We start from the raw sequence: 20,532 nt of genomic DNA, 5'->3' as shown, positions 1-20,532 counted from the left end.
AACTGTAAAATACATGAGTAGACTATATGGAAGGGATGGAGCGAAGTGGAGATAAAAATTAAATATGTACCGTGGATTATTATAGGAAGCTATTTCATATTCGGTTCTCTATGGATCTTGCTCTCCGATACCATCCTTTATCAGATTACAGATAATTTTATGCTCAGTAAACAGATCGGATTGTATAAGGGCTGGTTTTTTGTCTTAATCACCTGTCTTCTTCTCTACTTTTTATTGAAACAACTCCTTTCCTTAAATAAAAGCACACAGGATCGGTTGACTGAAAGTGAAGAACGATACAGAAGGCTTGTAGAATCGTCTCCTTACGCGATCGTTCTCTATCAAGAGGAGAAGATCGTTTATTCAAATCAAGCGGGACTGGATTTGATGGGCGTTCGATCCAAGGATGTTATAGAAGAACGAACTCATCCACAAGTCGTTGACCCTGTCGATCTTGTACATATAAGAGAAATCCTAAAACGGTTGCAGGAAAAGGATCATAGTGTCGCAGAAACCTTTGAATATCAAATTTTTAAAGACGAAGAAAATGTAATCGATGTGGAATCTACGTTTACCCCAATCTCTTTCAAAGATAAGAATGCCGTTATCATCCAGACAAAAGATATCACAGAACATAAATCAGCTTTGAAAGAACTGTGGGAAGCAAAGCAAATGATTCAAGCCATTATAACCGCTTCACCGATTGCGATCGTGACGCTCGATTTAAACTCGATCATTCGTTCTTGGAACCCTGCAGCTGAAAAGATATTTGGCTGGAGTAGTTTCGAAATCATCGGAAAACCAAACCCCATCGTTCCAAAAGATGAAAAAGATATTACGATCGCCGAAATCGTTCAGCATGGCCATATCGTAAACAAAGAAGTGAAACGAAAAAGAAAAGATGGCTCGATTGTTTACACCGTTTTATCAACTGCTCCTATCGAAGACGAAATGGGAGAAATCAACGGAATTATGGCTGCTTTTATGGATGTAACCGATACGAAGAAAACTGAAGAAGCCTTGTTGAAGACGGAAAAGCTTTCGGCTGTTGGGCAGCTCGCTGCAAGTGTTGCTCATGAAATACGGAATCCGCTCACTTCTGTAAAAGGGTTCATTCAATTACTACAGCGAGATGAAGAGATTGCAAAGAATGCGCCATATCTCAGTATCATTCTATCTGAAATCGATCGGATGGATAATATCATTAAAGATCTTTTAGTCCTTGCAAAGCCTCAGGCTGAACGTTATACGACACTCTCGATAAACGATTTACTCTCATACGTCGTCCAGCTATTGAACAGTCAGGCTTCCCTATATAATATCTCTTTCAAGATGGAGTTAACAGATGAGTGTCTATGTATTTACGGAGAAGAAAATCAATTGAAGCAAGTATTCATCAACTTGATCAAAAATGCGATCGAAGCAATGCCGACTGGCGGGACGGTAACACTTGAAACAGATCATGTTGATGACGAGGTAACGATTACGATTCAAGACGAAGGAGTAGGCATTCCTGCTCATAAGATCAAAACACTCGGTGAACCCTTTTATACAACAAAAGATGACGGTACAGGCCTTGGCCTCTTATCTAGCTTTCGTATCGTAGAAAATCACAAAGGGTCTCTATTTTTTGATAGCACAGAAGGCATAGGTACAAGGGTAACCGTAAAGCTACCCCTCGCTGAATCGGCGTGTGAGTAGCCCAAACTAGTCGTCTTAATTTGAATTTTTTTGTCCTTCCTTCCCAATCTATGCTAAAATATCTTTCGTCTCTTATGTTCGAATAAGGTTCACCTGAAGGAGGAAGCAACATTGGATAAAATCAAACGTAATGATCCGTGTCCTTGTGGAAGCGGAAAAAAATATAAAAAATGCTGTATGGGATCAGAGGCAGCACAAGGTCAAATCGAAGATCAGCTTTACACACAGGAGATTTACACGATTCAAGCACAGCTTGTTGAATACGCAATGAGCGAACACGATTATAAGATGGTCACACTTGCAAATGAACTTTTCATCCGCTATAACATACCAAAAGAGTTAGAAGAAACGTACATGCATGGCATTTTCCCATGGGCGATTTTCCATCAATCTGTTAATCAGTGGAACAAAACGATCGTGAAAGAATACATTCAGCGCTACGCTAGCACGTTTTCAACTGATAAAGTAAGAGAAGCTGTTCAAGATTGGCGCGATGCTTACATGTCTGTGTATCTTGTTGAAGAAACAACAGGGAACACGGCAGTTGTAAAAGAATACAGTTCTTCACAGCCATTTAGTATCTTACTTCCAGATGGCGCCGATCTTACAAGAGGTGAGATCGTAGCAGGTATCATGCTTCCAGTAAAAGGCGGCGCGATGCCATTCATCGAACTACTTAAGATTTCAAACGAAGCGATGAAGATGATCATCACGAAACTTGAGCAAGATCAGCAAACGATCCGAACACTCATGCATACTGCATTCCCAGAAGTATTGGGCGACATTGTAAAACTGAAGAGCGGTAGCAATGAAAACGAACGAACAGAGCTTCAGTGGGCACGAGAAGAAGATCGGGAAGTGGCATCTCTCTTTACTAAGCTAAGTGATGAAATAAGCACTGATCAGCGAGATGACATTCTCTCATTCTGGAAGAGATACAGTGAAACAGAATCTCCTTCTATTAGAAAGCCTGCGATCTTCGCTGCTGCACTCGAGTATTTAGCAGCGAAGCAATACGGCATTTCAGTAAGTCAAAGCGCACTTGCTAAAAAATATGAAACGTCAGCATCTAGTATTTCAAGTAAGTATAAAGCGATGGCGAAAGAATTTGAGCTTGTACCACAGTAATTGAAAGAGGCTGTGACATAAGCATATAACCATGAGAAAGACCCGAACAATTCATTTGAATTAGATCGGGTCTTTTGTAATTTACAGATAGGAAACCGCCGCTTCGCCAACATACTTCGCTTTCCGCGGGCACGGCCTCAGTCTCCTCAGAAAGCAAATAACCCCGCGGGGCCTTCGGACTCGTGCTGTTCCAGCAGGAGTCTACGTATGTTGGCTACGCTAAAGTCTTACTCTTTAACATTCAACATTCGGGATTTTCTTCATGTATGTTGGTTTTGTCCCAGCCTCTTTTTTATTGCCAATGAATCATGTTTGTAACATTATCGAAGATTTTGTAATGGTTATCGAAAATAACACATAAAGACCAAATCCTCTTCCCTCCCCTGCTATACTGATATCAATCCAGTTAACCTTTCTCTCAACCCGGAAAGGAACTGGTGTTGATAGGAGAAGTAAGTAAGTGCATCCCTTTCCCCCCGGAAAAACCTCCTTATTCTTAAAGCTAGAAAGAGGCGCGTCTCGAGACGCGCCTCTTTCGTTTTTTGTAGAAGGTCCTTTTCATAAACATTTTCTCCTGCAACAAAGATTCCCCTTCCTATTTCCTGTATGATAGACATTAGGAGGGTGATGAAGATGCTTACGGCAGAACATATTTATTCCACTTTCGAACCGCTTAGGAATCGTGAAAATGCAGAGAAAATGGAGAAATACATGCGGAACCTCTTTCCTTTTCTAGGTGTTAAAACTCCTGAAAGAAAACAGGCTTATCGATCTGTCTTAAAAGAATATGGCGCACCTGCTAGAGAAGAGATCATTCCGATTGTAAAGGAACTATGGCATGCAGAAGAACGAGAATACCAATACGTAGCCCAAGAAATACTTGCTCGTAAAAAACAGCTCGATGAAGATGATGATAAACTGATCGAATTTCTAGTAACGACAAAATCATGGTGGGATACGGTGGATGGACTTGCTTCCAACACTGCAGGTACATATTTTAAGCAACACCCAAAACGGACAGAAGAGCTTACAGGAAGATGGATTCACCATGAAAACATGTGGCTAAATCGAACAGCTATCCTTTTTCAATTAAAGTATAAAGAGAAAACAGATTTTGAACTTTTAAAAGACTACTGTTTAATTCACGCTGAATCAAAAGAATTTTTTCTACAGAAAGCGATCGGATGGGCGTTGAGAGAATATTCAAAGACAGACCCTGATGCTGTCGAGCTGTTTATTGAACAGCATGAACTAGCTCCATTAAGTAAGCGTGAAGGACTGAAAGTGGTTAAGAAACAAGCTACTATTAACAGATAAAAAAAGGCTGTTGAGAACATTGTCTCAACAGCCTCTTCTATGCAAATTGTTATTTTCCGATAAATTGTTGCGTCCAGATGTTACCTTCTTCAACATAACCTACACCGATATGAGTAAAGCTTTCATTCATAATGTTCTTGCGGTGTCCTTCACTGTTCATCCAAGCATTTACAACTTCTTCAGGAGTTTGCTGTCCTTTCGCAATGTTCTCTCCTGCTGTTCGATACTCAACGCCAAACTGATCCATCATATCAAATGGAGAACCGTAAGTTGGGCTGTTATGAGCAAAATAGTTGTTCGCTTTCATGTCTTCTGACTTCGCTTGCGCTACTTTACTAAGTTCAGTATCAACTTCTAGTGCTGGCAAACCAGCTTTCTGTCTTTCAGCGTTCGTCAACTCGACTACTTCTTGTTCAAATTGAGAAAGCTCATTTCCTTGCTTTGATTCGTTGTTTTGAGATTTGTTGTTTTGAGCTTCATTCTTTGAAGCTGACTCACTCGGTGCCTGCGGTGTAGCTTTTTCTTCATTCTGCTTCGGAGCAGGCTTTTGCTCTACTTTTCCATTTGAAAAGTTGATTGAATCTTGAATCGATATATTATATTGGTTTTCGAATCGCTCGATGAACGACTGAAAATCCTTCATGTTATCAAATTGATAAGACTGTGTCTTCACGTCGATATTGGAGTTTTGTTCAGCTCCTGTACTCGCTGAACTTGTTGCTGGGTTTGCTGCCAACAGAGCTGCTGCCGCTGTGACACTTAGCATAATTGATTTCTTCAATGGTATTCCTCCTTGTTTTGGTGAAAATGTCTTGCACATTGAACGTACCATATGAAAATGAGCATGTAAGACCGTAAAAAATTCCTGTTAGGGAAATCTATGGTAAAGCCTATAAAACTCATAAATGCGAAAAAACCCTTAATATCAAGGGTTCAATCCATTTACCGGTCATTTTATAGCGAACGTTACTTGGAAACCATTCCATATTATAGGAGATAACTAGCCATTAACTCTTCTTTTCAACTATTTCAAAGTCGTAACAAAAAAGAGAGAGCTGTAACAGCATCTCTCTTAAACACTCAATTTGTTGATCTAAAGTCAGTGAACGGATACCAAACCATTTCCGCTCGCCCTACTACATCATCCGTTGCAATCTTACCTAGACCGTTTCGACTATCCATACTTCTAAGCCGGTTATCGCCCATAACAAACAATTGGCCTTCTGGAATTTCGACGGGTCCGAAATCTTCAGTTAACTGCATCCCCATCGTTTCCGCTTTGTTTCGGTTCGTCGTAAGATAAGGTTCCTCTAATTCTTTTCCGTTCACTAAGAGGCTATCATTCTTCATTTCTACCGTATCGCCAGGCAAGCCGATTACTCGTTTAACATAGTGTTTGTCCTTCTCAGGATCTTCTATTATGACGATATCACCTCTTGCAGGTTCGTCTTGTACATATGAAATCAATTTATTAACTAATAGACGATCACCGTCATGCAGGGTTGGATCCATCGAAGCACCTTCCACGATATAGGGTGCTACAATAAACATTTTCAACACAAAGGCTAGAGCGACCGCAAATAATAAAGGACTTGCCCACTCTTTTACCCATTTTGTTTGAGATTCTTTCTCCATGTGATCCTCCTAGTATGCATAATATCCTAACCTTATGAGATTCCCAGTATATTCTAGCATGATTTTCCTATAATTTTCTAGTCTATGCCACCGTCTAACTGCCTATTTTTTGAGCATTAGATTTCATTTTCACACCGGTTTATGGTGAACTTAACGTATCACACGTTTAGGAGGTTATCCATGGATACTAGTAAAGCATTCGTATTCGATGCTTATGGAACGTTATTTGATGTATTCTCAGTCATAGAGAAATGTGAAGAGCTTTTCCCTAGCAATGGCGACGCCATAAGCCAAACATGGCGGAAAAAGCAGCTAGAGTACAGTTATTTAAGACAGATGATGGGAAAGTATCGGCCTTTTTCTGAAGTCACAAGAGATGCGCTTCGCTATGCAGTTGCAGAAGCTGGGCAGGAGTTAACCCATCAAAATGAACAAGCGCTATTGGATGCATACAAAGAGCTTCAGGTATATGAAGAAGTAGCTGATGTTTTAAAAGAGCTTAAAGCACATAACGTAACGATTGCGATATTCTCCAATGGGTCCCATGATATGTTAGACCCTCTTGTAGAACAGTCGCCTCTTTCAGAATATATTGATCATATTATTAGCGCTGATGACGTCAAACAGTATAAGCCTACCCCAGCATCATACACGCATGTCATCGATTCATTAGGGATTAAAAGGGACGACGTTTTATTCATGTCGTCAAATGGTTGGGATATTTCTGGTGCAGCGAATTTCGGGTTCCACACAGCCTGGATCAACCGAAAAGAACAGCCTGTCGAAGAACTGAGCCTTCCACCTACATCGATCTATCATGATTTAACAGGATTAAAGAAATGGATGTAAACGACAATTCTATTTAGAAATACGAAACTGCCGAGAGATAACCACGGCAGTTTTTTTGATGACTTTTTTCATTCATAATTGCCCAAACCATTTATAACTTCTTACATACAATACTATTACAGATCAACAAAAGCTTGTTAAAGGAGGTGACTAGAATGGGTTACGGCTATGGCCAAGGATTCGCGCTTATCGTAGTTCTTTTCATTCTGCTTATCATTGTAGGTGCTGCTTTCGTTTATTAATCTGTGCTAAAAGAAGAGGGAAACTCCCTCTTCTTTTTATTACTTTTTACGCTACATCGTTATAGCAGCATAAGTTCTCCAAAAAGAACAGGTCTTTAGACCTAAATGAGACGAGCTAACTTCCCATTTTATACCCATTGATTCTTTCCCCTCTTAGCCTTATAATCTTCGCATAGTACAAGATTGATGAAACGTGGTAAGGAGGGATGGGTATGATGCAAGAAAACGGTTTATTCAAAAATGAAATCATTCGTTATCAGGAACATTTGAAACAATATCGAATTTCTTTTCAACAGTTAAGTGTTCATACACCTGTAGAACCATCTGTACGAAACTGGTGCAAAGGTGTGGCATACAAGCTGATCGAACTTCCTAAGCTTTCAGACCGTGTCATTCAAACACGAAAGCTGCCATATCGAGAACTTGTGCAGCACTATTTATTTAATAAATCGACCCTTAAGCGCTATCATAAATACATCTTAGCCATTTTCTTATTAAAGCACGGTAACTACGAACACTTAAGTGGCTATCTTACCTTTTCATTATAAAATTTCATGTATGGCTTGGTGCAAATGGGCGTATGTTTTAACGCGATCAAAATCCAGCCCCAAGCTCACCGTTGTTTGTGCAATCTCTGGTCGAATTCCTGTAACCGTTGCATCGATACCTGATAGCTCTAGGATTTTAATCAACTGAAAGATTTCATTCGCGACCATCGTGTCCATGATCGGGACGCCGGATAAGTCGATTACTAAGTGAGAAAGACCAAGCTCAGCACTTTTCTCAATCCCTCTTCGTTGAATTAAAGACGCACGGTACGTATCGATCGTCCCAATTAATGGAAGGACGGCAACGTTTTTTGATAGCGGTATGATCGGAACGCTCAATTCTGAAATTTTCGTATCCTGTGCATTCATCCTTTCTTCATTAAGCTGATTCGTATAAACCGTCACTTTGTGAAGAAGAAGGTCAAAGGACTTGTTCATGAAGCTGCCCCATTCAGCCAGTTGGCTTGCTTGAATGTTTTCTGTTGTTTCTTGACTAAATTCAACCATAACGTCCCAGAGAATCTGTCTTAAATACGTAAGACTCGCAACAGACTGTTGCAAAGAAAACGTATGGTTCACAAAAATCTCTACGATTCGACTCGCCCACTGCATAACATCGCGTTCATTAGATTCAAGGAAAATCATTTGACGTACAAAATCTGAGCAAAACGCTTCGATTTCTTTTTTAAGTTCTGCATCATTGATAACTCCCGTATCAGTCGCCTCATTTTCATTTACAAGCAAATGAAGTCTTGCGATCCACTTTTCGCCGATTTCTCCTATGTGGTCTTGGAAGAAATCTACATATCTTCGTTCAACTTTGTTCATGATCTCTTCTCCTATTTTTTAGAATTTATTGTTAATACATTGATTCCCCCTTTTTTTATTTTATACACTTTACTATCATGAAGAATATGCCATTTTTTTAAAAGGTATTAGCTTATTAAAGTGGAATAGTATAAGGTGGAGAGTTTATTCATATCGATACGTTTAGTATTTCAAAGCAAAGGGAAACAGTATTTTGACATGATAATTCGAAGCCAATGGCTCTTGCCCTGTATCATACATTCTCCCGGAGGTGCCACATGCTAAAAGAAAAACTATTAACGAAAGAGGAACTACGACGAATCGTACGCGATCTTCAAGGGAAAGGTGTTAAAGCACAGCTCTGCTACAGAAAAGCATAGGACACTCTGAGCGATCTTCCAAAAGGTCGTTTTTTTTTGTTTAAAAATAGACATAAACGACTTATTTGAACTCTTCTACTGCCCCTATACTCCTCATTTGCTTCGGCGAAACATGCCATTTGAAACCTTTATCTCGATCAAACATTCTGTTTACTAAGGTGAAGTACGAATTAAAATACACTAAAGTTGCCTTACCGACGGAATTTGAAAAGGGTGCACCCTCACTGGAGAAGTATAGGTGGAAGATCATGAATTCGAAATGCTCGTTACGCAATACACGCCTCTCATAAAGAGTCAGATTGCTAAACTGCGTCTTACGAAAAACTATGCCTACTATGAACAGATCGCTATGATCGCTTTATGGGAGTGTGCTACTCGGTATGAAGCATCAAAAGGCAGTTTCTCAACCTTTGCTTATGTAAAAATACGAGGGGCATTGATCGATGATATAAGAAGAGAAGCAACCCGTTCTACCCGATTCGTTAGCTCTGATGATATCACTGAGTTTCCTTCTGTCGAAACTTCCGTTCGCTTTGAGTATGAATTGTCCGAGTATCTTTCTATATTAACGTCGAATCAGAGGAAGTGGATAAAACGATCACTTGTCGAAGAACTTTCCGTTAGCGACATTGCACTGATAGAAGGTGTGACGGTTGAAGCGGTAAAATCGTGGCGAAAGCGTGCGATCATGAAATTGAGGAAAGCACTACAATAAAAAAACACCCCGTGGACACGGGGTGTTTTCATGCTTAGCGGTTGTATTTCTTCTTGAACTTCTCAACACGACCACCAGCATCGTTAAAGCGCTGCTGACCAGTGTAGAACGGGTGAGACTCAGAACTGATATCAACTTTGATTAGTGGATATTCGTTACCGTCTTCCCACTCGATTGTTTCGTTTGATCCTTGAGTAGAACCAGTTAGAAACTTAAATCCGCTACTTACATCTAGAAAAACAACTTTTTGGTATTCAGGATGAATTCCTTGCTTCATTAGTAGACCTCCTTTATCGATCGAATCATCATTTACGTTTAAATGAAGGGTATAACTTAAGAGATTTTGACTTCAACATACGATGAGTTCAAAACCCGTCCTTCCTAGTATATAATCTTTGAGCAATTTGTTCAAACATTGAATCACAGATTTTCAATAAAAATTTATTTTATGTTATGTAACGACCTTATCAACTCGTACATACGGACGACAGCATCTTAAAAAAACCGTATGAAAAAATCGATAGAGATTCAATGGAATAGTTATGATAAGATTATCGTGGAGGTTGTTGAGCGACGTAGCTCTAGAAGTAGAAGTGATTGTGTGTAACGCGTCTTGATGAATAGAAGAACCGAGATCTATCGAACTGCTTCTTTTTGTTGAAACTGAAATCTTTGATAAGACGTTAACAAACTATCTAACTCTTGACTACACTGTAACGTTTCCTCATGCGAAATTCCTTTTTTTACCCCTATCTCTATCATTTCCTCCTGTTTACGTTTTATCCAATCAAGCAAAACTTCCCTAGCATCATAGTCAACATACAACAATCCAGGTCCCTCCTTCAATTTGTACAAACTCTATTATCCAAATTTTCACTCACCTTGTGAACCCTTTCGTCAAAACTAGACAAAAACTCCTGCTGTGATTAATCTCTATACATTCATTCGCACAAACTTCCAATTTACGACCATATTTTTGAAATAAAAAACAGCTTCTAATTGAGAAGCTGTTAAGAACTAACTTTAGAATTTAATACCTGAAGCGTTTCTTTAGTAAGCGACAAGTAGTAATAAAATAATTCTGTAGTAGAACATTCGTATAATTGCTTATGCTTAATCTTGTATATCCCCTTTTCTAATAAAAGGGAGATAAGCTCATCTTTCGAGCGTGTAATCTTTGCCACGTTCATTCCTCCAACTACTAGGTTTCAGGTTTACCATCATCGAAATAATCAAGTGTCAGCCTTCCATCCGAGTGCAATTGCGCTAAATAGACCTCATCTATGCTGACTTCTTTCTCCTTAAGTTTTGCATGTAACCATTCTTTCGATTTTCCGATATTATTAAGCACCTCTGTCATGACGTCTCCATCCATTATCAATGACTTCGGCTCCTTTTCTTCAGGAAGGTGAAGCCATAATTCGGACGGCCGTACCGGACGATAGTCTCGTTTCAAGAGGATGCTGAGCTCTCCGTCTGCTTCTAGTAATGCAAACTCAACTTCACTCGCTGAAAAAACGTCTTTCTTACGTAACATCTCTAAAAGCTCATCTGTAGAAATGCGCTCCTTCTTTAAGTTGTTTTCAAGGATCTTTCCATCCTTGATGAACACGGTTGCTTTCCCTTCAACGATATCACGAAACTTTTTGTTTTTTAGCGAGATGATACTGATCACGACAGATGCTCCTGCCCAAATAAACAGACTCGTCATTCCGTTGAACAGATTAGCTTCTTTACTCATCGTCAACGTACCTGCGATATCACCGATAATGATTCCGACAATGTATTCAAAATAAGACAGTTTTGATAGCTGCTTTTTACCAAGAAACTTTGTTAATAAAAATAAGACGATCAGTGTAAAAAATGACCTTCCAACGATCTCTAACCAATCACTCATCTCATTTTCCCCTTTTTTTCAACTTGAAACATCTCATTAACATTTTCTACTAGTTTGCATAACTGAATTGGAATTTATGTGTCCTGTACAGCTACCATGGTGTACGATAAGATTAAAGTTGTCCGATCTGACAGAAAGGAAGATACCATGCTCGATCAAGCAAAAAATCAGCTGAAACATTATTTTGGATATGATGAGTTCCGATCCGGTCAATCAAACATCATCAAAAGTATCCTTTCAAAGCAAAATACGCTAGGAATCATGCCAACAGGTGGAGGTAAATCGATCTGTTATCAAATCCCAGCTCTTATGAACGATGGGTTAACGATTGTGATTTCACCGTTGATTTCTTTGATGAAAGATCAGGTAGATGCCCTATCTGGATATGGTATCGATGCTGCTTATATAAACAGTTCTCTAACAGAAACAGAAATACGAGCGACAATGCAAGAAGCAGAATACGGTGAGGTAAAACTTCTTTATATCGCACCTGAACGATTAGAAGCACCTTCTTTCCAGCAGTTATTGAAACGAACGTCGGTTTCCTTAATCGCAGTTGATGAAGCACACTGTATCTCTCAATGGGGACATGATTTCCGCCCTAGCTATATGAAGATCAGCCACATGATGGACGCTTTCTCTGAACGCACGCCGATCATTGCGTTAACTGCGACTGCTACTCCAGAAGTCGTACATGACATTCAGCGCATCCTTAACATTAATGAAGAAGAGACGTTTATCTCGGGCTTTGAGCGAGAGAACCTTCATTTTTCTGTTGTAAAAGGAGAAAAGAAAAAAAGCTTTATTACCTCTTACCTTAAAAAGAACGCTTCTCAATCCGGCATCATTTACACCGCTACCAGAAAGGAAGCGGATCAGCTATTTTCTTCACTTCAGAAGCTCGGAATAAAAGTTGGTAAATACCACGCTGGATTATCAGAAACAGAGCGCAAAGCGGCCCAAGAAGCATTCTTGTTCGATGATATCGTGGTAATGGTTGCTACGAACGCCTTTGGTATGGGAATTGATAAATCGAACGTTCGGTTTGTTATTCACCATAACCTTCCTAAGAACATGGAATCTTATTACCAAGAAGCAGGCCGTGCGGGAAGAGACGGGGAGGAAAGTGACTGTTTTCTTTTATTTTCACCTGGAGACATTCATATTCAGAAATTCCTCATTCAAGAAAACCAGCATGACCCTGAAAGAAAGTCAGCGGATCTTGCTAAATTAAAAGCGATGGTGGATTACTGCCATACTGAACAATGTCTTCAAGGTGCCATCCTACACTATTTCGGTGATGAACGTCCGAACTATCGCTGCGACAAATGCAGCAACTGTGTTGACGAGCGTGAAGCGATGGATATTACGAAAGAAGCACAAATGATCTTCTCTACGATCAAGAGAGTGAACGAACGATTTGGGAAAACAATCATCGCACAGATTTTAAAAGGCTCTAGATCAAAACGAATAAAAGAACTTCAGCTTGATCAAGTTACCACGTTCGGTCTCCTTGCACGTCGAACTCAACAGGACATCATCGATATGATTGATTTTCTCACTGCTGAGCAATTCATCAACTTAACAGATAGTAAATACCCTACACTCATTCTCCAAGAGAAAACCTTGCCCGTGCTTAAAGGAGAAACGACTATCCATAAGAAAGTAGCGAGAAAGCCAGAAGCAATCGAAGGAAACGATGAGCTATTTGAAAAGCTTAGAACGCTCAGGAAACAAATCGCTGACCAAGACGGTGTTCCACCGTACGTCGTTTTCGCTGATAGTACGTTAAGAGAATTAAGCGACGTGCTTCCTACGTCACGTGATGAGATGCTTAAGGTCAAAGGTGTTGGAGAAATGAAGTTTGAAAAATACGGAAAAGCATTTCTTGACCTATTAAACTCTCTCTCTTCTCGTCATCAAGATGATAAGCCTAGCCACCTCGCAACGTTCGAACTTTTTCAAGATGGAAAAGAGATTCCGATGATTGCTGCTTCGAGAGGACTAAGTGAATCAACCGTCGAAGCTCACCTTTTAAAAGCATTTGAAGAAGGTTTGCTTGAAATCGATCGATTAGTAGCTCCTGAAACGGAAGAGCTCATCTTGAATGAAGCAGATCGAATTGGAGTAGAGAAACTCAAGCCATTGAAAGAAGCACTGCCAGAAGAAATTACCTATACACAAATTAAAGCAGTCTTAACGAAAAAGAGAAAAGTCACGAATTAAAAAGAGGAAGAGCGATTCGCTCTTCCTCTTTTTTCCAAACACCTTAGAAATAACATTAAAAGGTAAAGGAAGAGCACCTCTGCTCTTCCCTCTCATTACTTTATTCATAACGTAACGAATCGATCGGATCGAGTCGAGACGCTTTGTTTGCTGGTAAAATGCCAAAGACGATACCGATCAGCATCGAGAACACGAGAGCTCCTACGACAACTTGCCATGAAATGAGCGATGGCCAGTTGGCAAAGAACGATACGAGGTATGCCGTACCTGCACCTAGCAAGATGCCGATCGTGCCACCGATCAACGTCAAGATGATCGACTCCACGAGAAACTGTAGCAGAATTTGCTGTCTCGTTGCCCCGAGTGATTTTCTTATCCCGATTTCTCTTGTTCGCTCCGTGACTGAAACGAGCATGATGTTCATGACTCCGATTCCTCCAACGAGCAGAGAGATACCAGCAATACTCCCGATGATCGTCGTCATGATTGTCGTGACCTGACCGATTCCTGCAGCGATTTCCTCCATGTTCATCACTTGATAGGAATCCTCAGTATCATGCAAGCGATTCAAAACTTCTGTTGCCTGTTCACCTGTCGGCTTAAGGTCATCCGTATCTCCTACTTGCAACGTTACCTGACTATAACTGTTCGTTCCAAACATGTTCCGCATTGCAGACCATGGGAGATACGTATCGACAGATCCAAATGCGAATAATCCAGTAGGCTTTTCAAGTACACCGATGATTTCCACCGGCTGAACACCTACGCGAATGATTTCTCCGATAGGCGATTTTCCTTCAAAAAGCTCTTCCTTCATTGCAGCACTCACTACCGTCACTCTTCTACCACCAAGGAAATCAGCGGAAGTAAACCCACGTCCTTCTTCAATATCAAGCTTATTGACGTCCATGTACGCCTGGTTGATGCCGATGATCGATGTATCGGTCGATTCTTCCCGAAGCCGAACAGTGGAGTATTCTGAAGTCGATGCTACGACTTTCGTTACTTTTTCAATCTTTTCAAGCTCTCTGATATCATCGTTTGTAAATGGGTTTTGCTCCCAGTCACCACGCTGCATCTCTTCTTCTGATGGCTGATAAAATACTTCGATCGTATTTCCATCTCCAGCGATTTGAGACTTTAGCATCGCTTCGCCACCCTGACCGATCGCAACGACGACAATGACAGCGGCTACACCGATGATGATGCCGAGCATCGTCAAAATCGAACGCATCTTATGTGCCTTAACGGACATCAGAGCCATCTTAATATTTTCTAAGAGACTCATGAAGGGTACCCTCCAGTCGTAGGCTGTTTACCGAGTAAGCCATCTCGAACGTAGATCACACGATTCGCATACGCTGCTACTTCTGGTTCATGTGTTACGACGATGATCGTAGTTCCTTCCTTGTTCAGTTCGACGAAAAGTTCCATAATCGCGACACTCGTAGCCGTATCGAGGGCACCTGTAGGCTCATCCGCAAGAATAAGAGATGGATCATTAACAAGCGCTCTTGCAATCGCGACACGCTGCTTCTGCCCACCGGATAATTCGTTTGGAAGATGCCCCATTCGATCTCTAAGTCCGACGCGCGTCAATGAATCACTAGCGCGTTCTTCACGCTCTTTCTTCGAAGCCCCTGCATAGACCATTGGAAGTTCTACATTCTTTAAAGCGGTCAACCTCGGCAGAAGCTGAAACTGCTGAAAAACAAATCCGATCGATTTATTACGGACCTTTGCAAGTTCAGGGTCAGCGTGTTTTGATACATCTTCTCCTTCTAAATAATAAGATCCTGATGTCGGACGGTCTAAGCATCCGATGATATTCATCAACGTTGATTTTCCTGAACCAGAAGGCCCCATAATCGCAACGAACTCACCTTTTTCAATATCTACGGAAATCCCTTTTAATACTTCGACCGTTTCTTTACCTAGCGAGTAGCTTTTGACGATTTTTTCTAGTTGGATCATTTAACACTCACATCCATCCCATCCTTAAGTTTACCAGGAGGGTCGATGACAACTTGATCATCCTTCGTAACGCCGCTTGTTACTTCAATTCGTTCAGCGGTAGAAGATCCCGTTTTAATGTCCTTTCGAACAGCTTTTCCACCTTCAACAGCGTAGACATACTGATCATCACCGTCCTGAAGGACTGAACTAAACGGCAGCGTCATCGCTTGATGTGATTCGGTTTCGATTTCTACAATCATTTGAAAGCCCGGTTTCAGGTTAAGCTTTTGCCCATCATCGATTGTAACGGTGACAGGGAACTGAACGGCAGAAGATCCGCTGTCTGTTGCAGTGGTTTCCGGTAAATAAGCGACTTCAGAAACTTTTCCTTTCCATTCCTGATCCGGAACCGCATCAGACGTAAGTGTTACACTCTGTCCATCCTCGATGCTCAACGTGTCGTATTCAGAAAGCTTCCCTTTAACTACTAGATCGTTCATACTCCCGAGTCGAATGAGAGGCTTTTCACCCTGAGTAGTTGGCGAGCTAGTTTCGTTCACTTCAATCACGATACCGTCGATTTCGCTCGTCACCGTTAATTCAGACATGCGTTCTTTCAGACGATCACGCTGTAGCAACGCTTGACGAAGGTCAAGATTTGCCATGCGAATATCCATTTGTATTTGGTCGAGCTCAGCTTCCATCGTTTCTTCTGCTTCTTCTCTTCCTACGTCGTCTGCAAGTTCATCTTCTTTGTCTTGTAACCTCGTTTTTTGTTTGTCTAGTGAATTAATGCGAAGGTAGAGCGATTCGATGTTAATATCGTTTTGCTCTTTCTCCATCTTTAGATCAGGATTCTCGTACGTTAATACCTTATCACCCTTCTTAACAGCGTCTCCCTCTTCTACATGAACCGTAGTTAGTTCACCTTTCGATGGGTCTTCAAACAAAAGACTTTCATTTGCGAGAGTCAATGTCCCAGGAGTCATTACCGTCGTATTGATGTTTTCACTTTCTAATGTTCCTGTTTCAACCTCAGCTGATTTACTAGCTGACGTTTGATATACGTTAAATCCTATTATCAGAGCTAATACTGCTACTACTGCTATTGAAATCCAAACCTTCTTCTTCATGTGATTACATACCTGCCATTCCGTTCACCATCGAACCGATTGCTGCGAAGCCGATACCGATTAAGAAGAAGATGATTGGAATAATCCATGCAAGTGCTTTTGGCCATCCTGCTGTAATTCTAAGACCGATCGCCGTTAAAATTGTTGTCCAGATTCCAAAGATTTCAAGACCATTCAAGATGCCGCCTGCAGCTCCGTCTGCATTTACTAAACTACCGATACTCGTATACATCGAATCGATCGATCCACCTAGTAATGCCATCAAACCACCGTTCAATAAAAGTCCGATCGCACCAACAAAAGTAATGAATAAGTTCATAGAAAATAACTGCTTGAATGTCACTTCAGAGGGTGTAGCTTTTGAAATCAACCAGTAAATAAAGCTTCCGATCAATACACCGAATAATGGGGAGAGACCGATCGAAATCGCTGTGGATAGCTTAATGAAAGTCAGCATGCCTTCCATACCTTCTGCGCCGTTCATGTTACCAGCCATTATTTCTTGTTCAAAGTCAGGGCTCATTACCATCAACCAACCCGCAAAAAGTGAAGCGAGCACTACGATCAGAAGTGGTATCCATACCTTTGGCTTTTCGCGAATCCTTTCAAATTGTTCACCTGGGCTAAAGATCATCCCTAGGATTGATGGATTTGTTGAGTTTTCGTTCATCTCGTCACAACCTTTCTAATTTACTCACCTGTATATACGCACAAGGATTTTGAAAGGTTCCCAAAAATTATAAAAAATTGTTTTGATTTTCCTTCGTTATTTCTCATATTCAGCATCTTTTAAAACACGTTCATACTTCCTGACCGCGTTGATAATAAATCCAGCAACACTTAATAGCGTGACGGAAAGAACTTTTTTCATGAGATGCTTCCCCTTTCTAAATGATTGCTTCATCGTATGATGGCGTAGATATTCAGTTCATGTAAAAAAAGACGCTCAGCTAAGAGCGTCTTCCTTCTGATGATTTAGCACAGTTAATAGTTCATCGTAGCGTTCGAAAAGCTGTTCTTTTGAAAGAGGTAGTACTCTTGTAAGATCCTCCACCACACGCTCATCTGACCTTAACCAAGCGTGATACTGTCTCTTAACGTATCGTTCTGCGTCATCGAACGTATGGAACGTGCAGTCTTCCACTTCACCTTGTCTTATTACCTCAAATGTCTCATCGACTTGGCGAATGAATATGATGTCACCTTCATGATTTTCATAGAATGAACCACTTTCACCATCTCTTTGGTTTAGACGATTACGATCAGCGTCGCTTTTCAACGGCTTTAATTGAAATGGTTTTGCGATAAAGACTTCGAATGTTTCTTCTGTTAGTTCGCATCCAGAAGCTTTTGGATGGCCACCGCCTCCGAATCGACCGGCAAACTCGGAAACATCCACTTCATCATGAATCGTTCGAAAACCAAGACGTTTGCTTCCAATGTTGATGATCGTGATGAGGTCGAGATGTGGATGGCGTTTGTTCAGTTCATTTCCTAATTCAGAATGATAAGATTCAGCATGAACCATTCCTACGCAATATTCGTCTATGAACGTTTGTACAATTTGAAAGTTCTTCTTATGAATGTAGCGACTGATCTTTCGCTCCTCTAAATCGAGAATCATTTCTTCTGATTCGCTCAATGAAAATGAGTCCGGATCACGAGTCAAACGTCTTATCATTTCTGCTTTGAACGTTTCTCTCCCTAGGATCGAAAACAAGTCGTTCAGGCGTTTCGCATCCGTATCATTGTCTTCTTCCCATTCCCACGTATCATATTTACGTACGAGTTCTAGGAAATGCTCTAATCCCTCACTTCGCTCAATCTTTTCACGGTTTACTAAGTATTGATAAAACAACGTAGCTGCGCACGTTTTTTTGTCATCACCAGGCTCTACATATCCCCATTCGTACTCGTTAAAATGCATTGCGCTCGCATGATGATCGATCATTTGTACATGTTTTCCCTCTTGAAAACGTTTTTCTAATAGTTGTTCGATCTCTTCGTTCACAGAAAGGTCTGTAATAAAAAGTGGACTTTCATCGTTTTTCTCTAAAAAAGATTCTACGCGTTCATTTAAATTTCGATATGTACAATGTGTAATGTCAGCACTTTTCTCGAAAGCAAGTTCTGCAATGAGTGCACATGCTGATCCATCTAGGTCACTATCTGTAAAAAGTTTTATCATCGCCCACTCCTCCTATTCCACGTTAGTATGTGCGTGGCGTTTAAAATCATTACGAAAATCCACCTCATAAAAAAAAGCGAGCACGGTAGCTCGCTTTTTCTGACAACCTGACAACCCGTTAAATTATACATCTGAACGGTTTATGACACAACAGGTGGTTAGGATGGTGCGTTAGATTTTGTTTCAAAGCGTTCACGGAGCATGAACTTTTGAATCTTCCCACTTGCATTCCTCGGTAGTTCATCAACAAAAATGTATTTCCTTGGTCTCTTATAAGTCGCTAAGTTAGGACTTTCTTGACAGTGACGATCAAGGTCTTCTTCACTGATCGATGCGTCTTTTTTCACGACGATCGCCGTTACAATTTCGCCCCACTTTTCATCTGGCTGCCCAAGGACCGCTACATCTAAGACACCATCATGTGCATGCAAAACGTCCTCGATCTCTCTTGGGTACACGTTCTCTCCACCAGAAATCACCATATCATCTACTCGGTCGGACACGTATAGATAGCCTTCAGCGTCCATATAGCCGAGGTCTCCAGAGTGGTACCATCCTTTATAAAGAGCCTGTTCTGTCGCATCAGGACGGTTGAAGTAGCCGATCATCATACATGGTCCCTTCACGATGATTTCTCCTACTTCTCCCGGTGGAAGAATAGCTTCTGGATCTGATGGTCCATCTTCAGACGGGCGCACGACTCGTACTTCATGGTTGATCGCGGCTCGCCCAGCTGAACCAACTTTTGATAACTGTTCATGCTGATCAAGGAACGTCACTGCAGGTCCCATCTCTGTCATGCCATAAGCCTGAAGAAGATTGATACCGAGTCGTTCTTTAATGATCTTCACCATCGCCGGTGCCATAGGCGCAGCACCATATAGCCCTATTCGAAGGCTGCTAATATCATACAAAGCAAGGTCTTCTTGAAGGATCATGTTCCACATCGTAGGTGCACCAAAGAAGATGCTTACTTTTTCTTCTTGAATCGTTTCTAACACTTTCTTTGGTTCGAAGTGATGAAGGATGACGTTAACCGCTCCAAAATGCACACGAGGCAAGAAATTACAATGTAGTTCAGCACAATGAAACATCGGAGCAGCGACAAGTCCAATATCATGATCCTTCATATGGAGACTAGCTCCACAAATCAAGCTTTGCTCGACCATGCTTCTATGCTTATGAAGGACTCCTTTAGGTCTTCCTGTAGTTCCACTCGTATACATGATGGCATACGTATCGTTTTCGTCTACCTCAATCGTCGGCTCTTCTACAGACGAAAGACGAACAAGCTTTTCATAGCTTTCAGAAAACGCTTGTGGCTCTCCTTCTGTTAACCAGAACGAGACGTTAGGAAAATTCTCTTGCACAGCTGCTATCACAGGTTCAAGCATCTTTTCATAAACCACTACTGAAGGCTCAGCGTCTTCCAAAATGTAAGCGACTTCATTTGGTTTCAACCTAAAGTTGATCGGATTAAGAATCGCTCCGATCTTTGCACATGCGAAAAACAAACAAGCAAGCTCCGTATTATTAAATAGCAGTGTAGAAACACGGTCACCCTTTTTAACACCTGCATCCAAAAGCGCATTCGACACTCGATTCACTTCGACATTCCATTGTTCATATGTCCACCGTATCCCTTTTGTCTTATCGACAAGAGCTTCCTTTGGACCGAACTTTCTTACCGTTTGCATAAATAGAGAACCGATCGTTACGTACATGTACATCCTCCTCATTCAAATAGTGTGACGATGATTGGTCTCGTATGTATGTATCCACTGTGTATAGTTCCATAACTTTACTAAAA

Annotated in this window: 21 protein-coding genes; 8 read left to right on the top strand and 13 right to left on the bottom strand. The window is 41.0% G+C overall.

Features of this window, described 5'->3' with window-relative positions; genetic code table 11:
- Positions 1 to 45 precede the first annotated feature (45 nt).
- The 3 genes from ACXAHI_RS16695 (at position 46) to ACXAHI_RS16685 (ending at position 4,146) form a co-directional block, all read left to right on the top strand.
- Positions 46 to 1,701: a PAS domain S-box protein gene (locus ACXAHI_RS16695; protein ID WP_474849778.1), complete on the top strand. Its 1,656-nt coding sequence runs from the start codon at positions 46 to 48 to the stop codon at positions 1,699 to 1,701.
- 111 nt (positions 1,702 to 1,812) lie between these two features.
- A complete protein-coding gene (locus tag ACXAHI_RS16690) occupies positions 1,813 to 2,829 on the top strand; it encodes an SEC-C metal-binding domain-containing protein (RefSeq protein ID WP_474849776.1) in 1,017 nt (338 codons plus the stop codon).
- Positions 2,830 to 3,462: 633 nt separating this feature from the next.
- Positions 3,463 to 4,146: a DNA alkylation repair protein gene (locus tag ACXAHI_RS16685; RefSeq protein ID WP_474849774.1), complete on the top strand. Its 684-nt coding sequence runs from the start codon at positions 3,463 to 3,465 to the stop codon at positions 4,144 to 4,146.
- A 49-nt stretch (positions 4,147 to 4,195) separates the two neighbouring features.
- Here the strand turns inward: ACXAHI_RS16685 and ACXAHI_RS16680 are convergent, their stop codons facing one another.
- Together ACXAHI_RS16680 and lepB are read right to left on the bottom strand one after the other, a co-directional pair.
- Entirely contained in the window at positions 4,196 to 4,927 is a 732-nt protein-coding gene (locus ACXAHI_RS16680) for a CAP domain-containing protein (protein WP_474849772.1), read from the bottom strand.
- Positions 4,928 to 5,226: 299 nt separating this feature from the next.
- Entirely contained in the window at positions 5,227 to 5,781 is a 555-nt protein-coding gene (gene lepB, locus ACXAHI_RS16675; RefSeq protein ID WP_474849770.1) for a signal peptidase I, read from the bottom strand.
- 180 nt (positions 5,782 to 5,961) lie between these two features.
- Between lepB and ACXAHI_RS16670 the strand changes: the two genes are divergently transcribed.
- From ACXAHI_RS16670 to ACXAHI_RS16660, 3 genes are all read left to right on the top strand, one after another.
- Positions 5,962 to 6,630: a haloacid dehalogenase type II gene (locus ACXAHI_RS16670; protein ID WP_474849767.1), complete on the top strand. Its 669-nt coding sequence runs from the start codon at positions 5,962 to 5,964 to the stop codon at positions 6,628 to 6,630.
- Positions 6,631 to 6,785: 155 nt separating this feature from the next.
- Positions 6,786 to 6,872, top strand: a complete 87-nt coding sequence (locus ACXAHI_RS16665) for a YjcZ family sporulation protein (protein WP_224882924.1) — start codon at positions 6,786 to 6,788, stop codon at positions 6,870 to 6,872.
- A 212-nt stretch (positions 6,873 to 7,084) separates the two neighbouring features.
- Positions 7,085 to 7,420 (top strand): hypothetical protein, encoded by a 336-nt coding sequence (locus ACXAHI_RS16660; RefSeq protein WP_474849765.1) that lies wholly within the window; start codon positions 7,085 to 7,087, stop codon positions 7,418 to 7,420.
- On the opposite strand, the gene ACXAHI_RS16655 is transcribed toward ACXAHI_RS16660, so the two are convergent.
- On the bottom strand, positions 7,415 to 8,248 hold the full coding sequence (locus tag ACXAHI_RS16655) for an STAS domain-containing protein (protein ID WP_474849763.1): 834 nt from the start codon (positions 8,246 to 8,248) through the stop codon (positions 7,415 to 7,417). The two genes, ACXAHI_RS16660 and ACXAHI_RS16655, sit on opposite strands and share 6 nt — an antisense overlap.
- A gap of 597 nt (positions 8,249 to 8,845) precedes the next feature.
- Here ACXAHI_RS16655 and ACXAHI_RS16650 point away from each other — a divergent pair.
- Positions 8,846 to 9,322 (top strand): sigma-70 family RNA polymerase sigma factor, encoded by a 477-nt coding sequence (locus tag ACXAHI_RS16650; protein ID WP_474849761.1) that lies wholly within the window; start codon positions 8,846 to 8,848, stop codon positions 9,320 to 9,322.
- 34 nt (positions 9,323 to 9,356) lie between these two features.
- Here the strand turns inward: ACXAHI_RS16650 and ACXAHI_RS16645 are convergent, their stop codons facing one another.
- From ACXAHI_RS16645 to ACXAHI_RS16630, 4 genes are all read right to left on the bottom strand, one after another.
- Entirely contained in the window at positions 9,357 to 9,599 is a 243-nt protein-coding gene (locus tag ACXAHI_RS16645; RefSeq protein ID WP_270181489.1) for a type B 50S ribosomal protein L31, read from the bottom strand.
- A gap of 359 nt (positions 9,600 to 9,958) precedes the next feature.
- On the bottom strand, positions 9,959 to 10,150 hold the full coding sequence (locus tag ACXAHI_RS16640) for an aspartyl-phosphate phosphatase Spo0E family protein (RefSeq protein WP_270181488.1): 192 nt from the start codon (positions 10,148 to 10,150) through the stop codon (positions 9,959 to 9,961).
- A gap of 182 nt (positions 10,151 to 10,332) precedes the next feature.
- The gene (gene fbpA / locus ACXAHI_RS16635; RefSeq protein ID WP_474849759.1) at positions 10,333 to 10,506 is read right to left on the bottom strand and encodes a Fur-regulated basic protein FbpA; all 174 of its coding nucleotides are present in this window, start codon (positions 10,504 to 10,506) and stop codon (positions 10,333 to 10,335) included.
- A gap of 17 nt (positions 10,507 to 10,523) precedes the next feature.
- A complete protein-coding gene (locus ACXAHI_RS16630) occupies positions 10,524 to 11,219 on the bottom strand; it encodes a DUF421 domain-containing protein (RefSeq protein ID WP_474849757.1) in 696 nt (231 codons plus the stop codon).
- A 147-nt stretch (positions 11,220 to 11,366) separates the two neighbouring features.
- Here ACXAHI_RS16630 and recQ point away from each other — a divergent pair, with 147 nt between their 5' ends.
- The gene (recQ, locus tag ACXAHI_RS16625; protein WP_474849755.1) at positions 11,367 to 13,445 is read left to right on the top strand and encodes a DNA helicase RecQ; all 2,079 of its coding nucleotides are present in this window, start codon (positions 11,367 to 11,369) and stop codon (positions 13,443 to 13,445) included.
- A gap of 100 nt (positions 13,446 to 13,545) precedes the next feature.
- On the opposite strand, the gene ACXAHI_RS16620 is transcribed toward recQ, so the two are convergent.
- From ACXAHI_RS16620 to ACXAHI_RS16595, 6 genes are all read right to left on the bottom strand, one after another.
- On the bottom strand, positions 13,546 to 14,733 hold the full coding sequence (locus ACXAHI_RS16620) for an ABC transporter permease (RefSeq protein WP_474849753.1): 1,188 nt from the start codon (positions 14,731 to 14,733) through the stop codon (positions 13,546 to 13,548).
- Positions 14,730 to 15,419 (bottom strand): ABC transporter ATP-binding protein, encoded by a 690-nt coding sequence (locus ACXAHI_RS16615; protein WP_474849751.1) that lies wholly within the window; start codon positions 15,417 to 15,419, stop codon positions 14,730 to 14,732. The genes ACXAHI_RS16620 and ACXAHI_RS16615 overlap by 4 nt, the downstream gene beginning before the upstream one ends.
- Positions 15,416 to 16,534, bottom strand: a complete 1,119-nt coding sequence (locus ACXAHI_RS16610; protein WP_474849749.1) for an efflux RND transporter periplasmic adaptor subunit — start codon at positions 16,532 to 16,534, stop codon at positions 15,416 to 15,418. Before ACXAHI_RS16610 ends, ACXAHI_RS16615 begins: the two co-directional genes overlap by 4 nt.
- A 4-nt stretch (positions 16,535 to 16,538) precedes the next feature.
- Positions 16,539 to 17,204 (bottom strand): YknW family membrane protein, encoded by a 666-nt coding sequence (gene yknW / locus ACXAHI_RS16605; RefSeq protein ID WP_474849747.1) that lies wholly within the window; start codon positions 17,202 to 17,204, stop codon positions 16,539 to 16,541.
- Positions 17,205 to 17,480: 276 nt separating this feature from the next.
- Positions 17,481 to 18,722, bottom strand: a complete 1,242-nt coding sequence (locus ACXAHI_RS16600; protein WP_474849745.1) for a DHH family phosphoesterase — start codon at positions 18,720 to 18,722, stop codon at positions 17,481 to 17,483.
- A gap of 158 nt (positions 18,723 to 18,880) precedes the next feature.
- Positions 18,881 to 20,446: a fatty acid--CoA ligase gene (locus tag ACXAHI_RS16595; RefSeq protein WP_474849743.1), complete on the bottom strand. Its 1,566-nt coding sequence runs from the start codon at positions 20,444 to 20,446 to the stop codon at positions 18,881 to 18,883.
- Between the last annotated feature and the right edge of the window lie 86 nt (positions 20,447 to 20,532).

The organism is Anaerobacillus sp. ABD4_527 (assembly GCF_056160805.1).
Note: the sequence above shows the minus strand (reverse complement) of the source record. Positions and strands in the feature narration are given on the sequence as shown.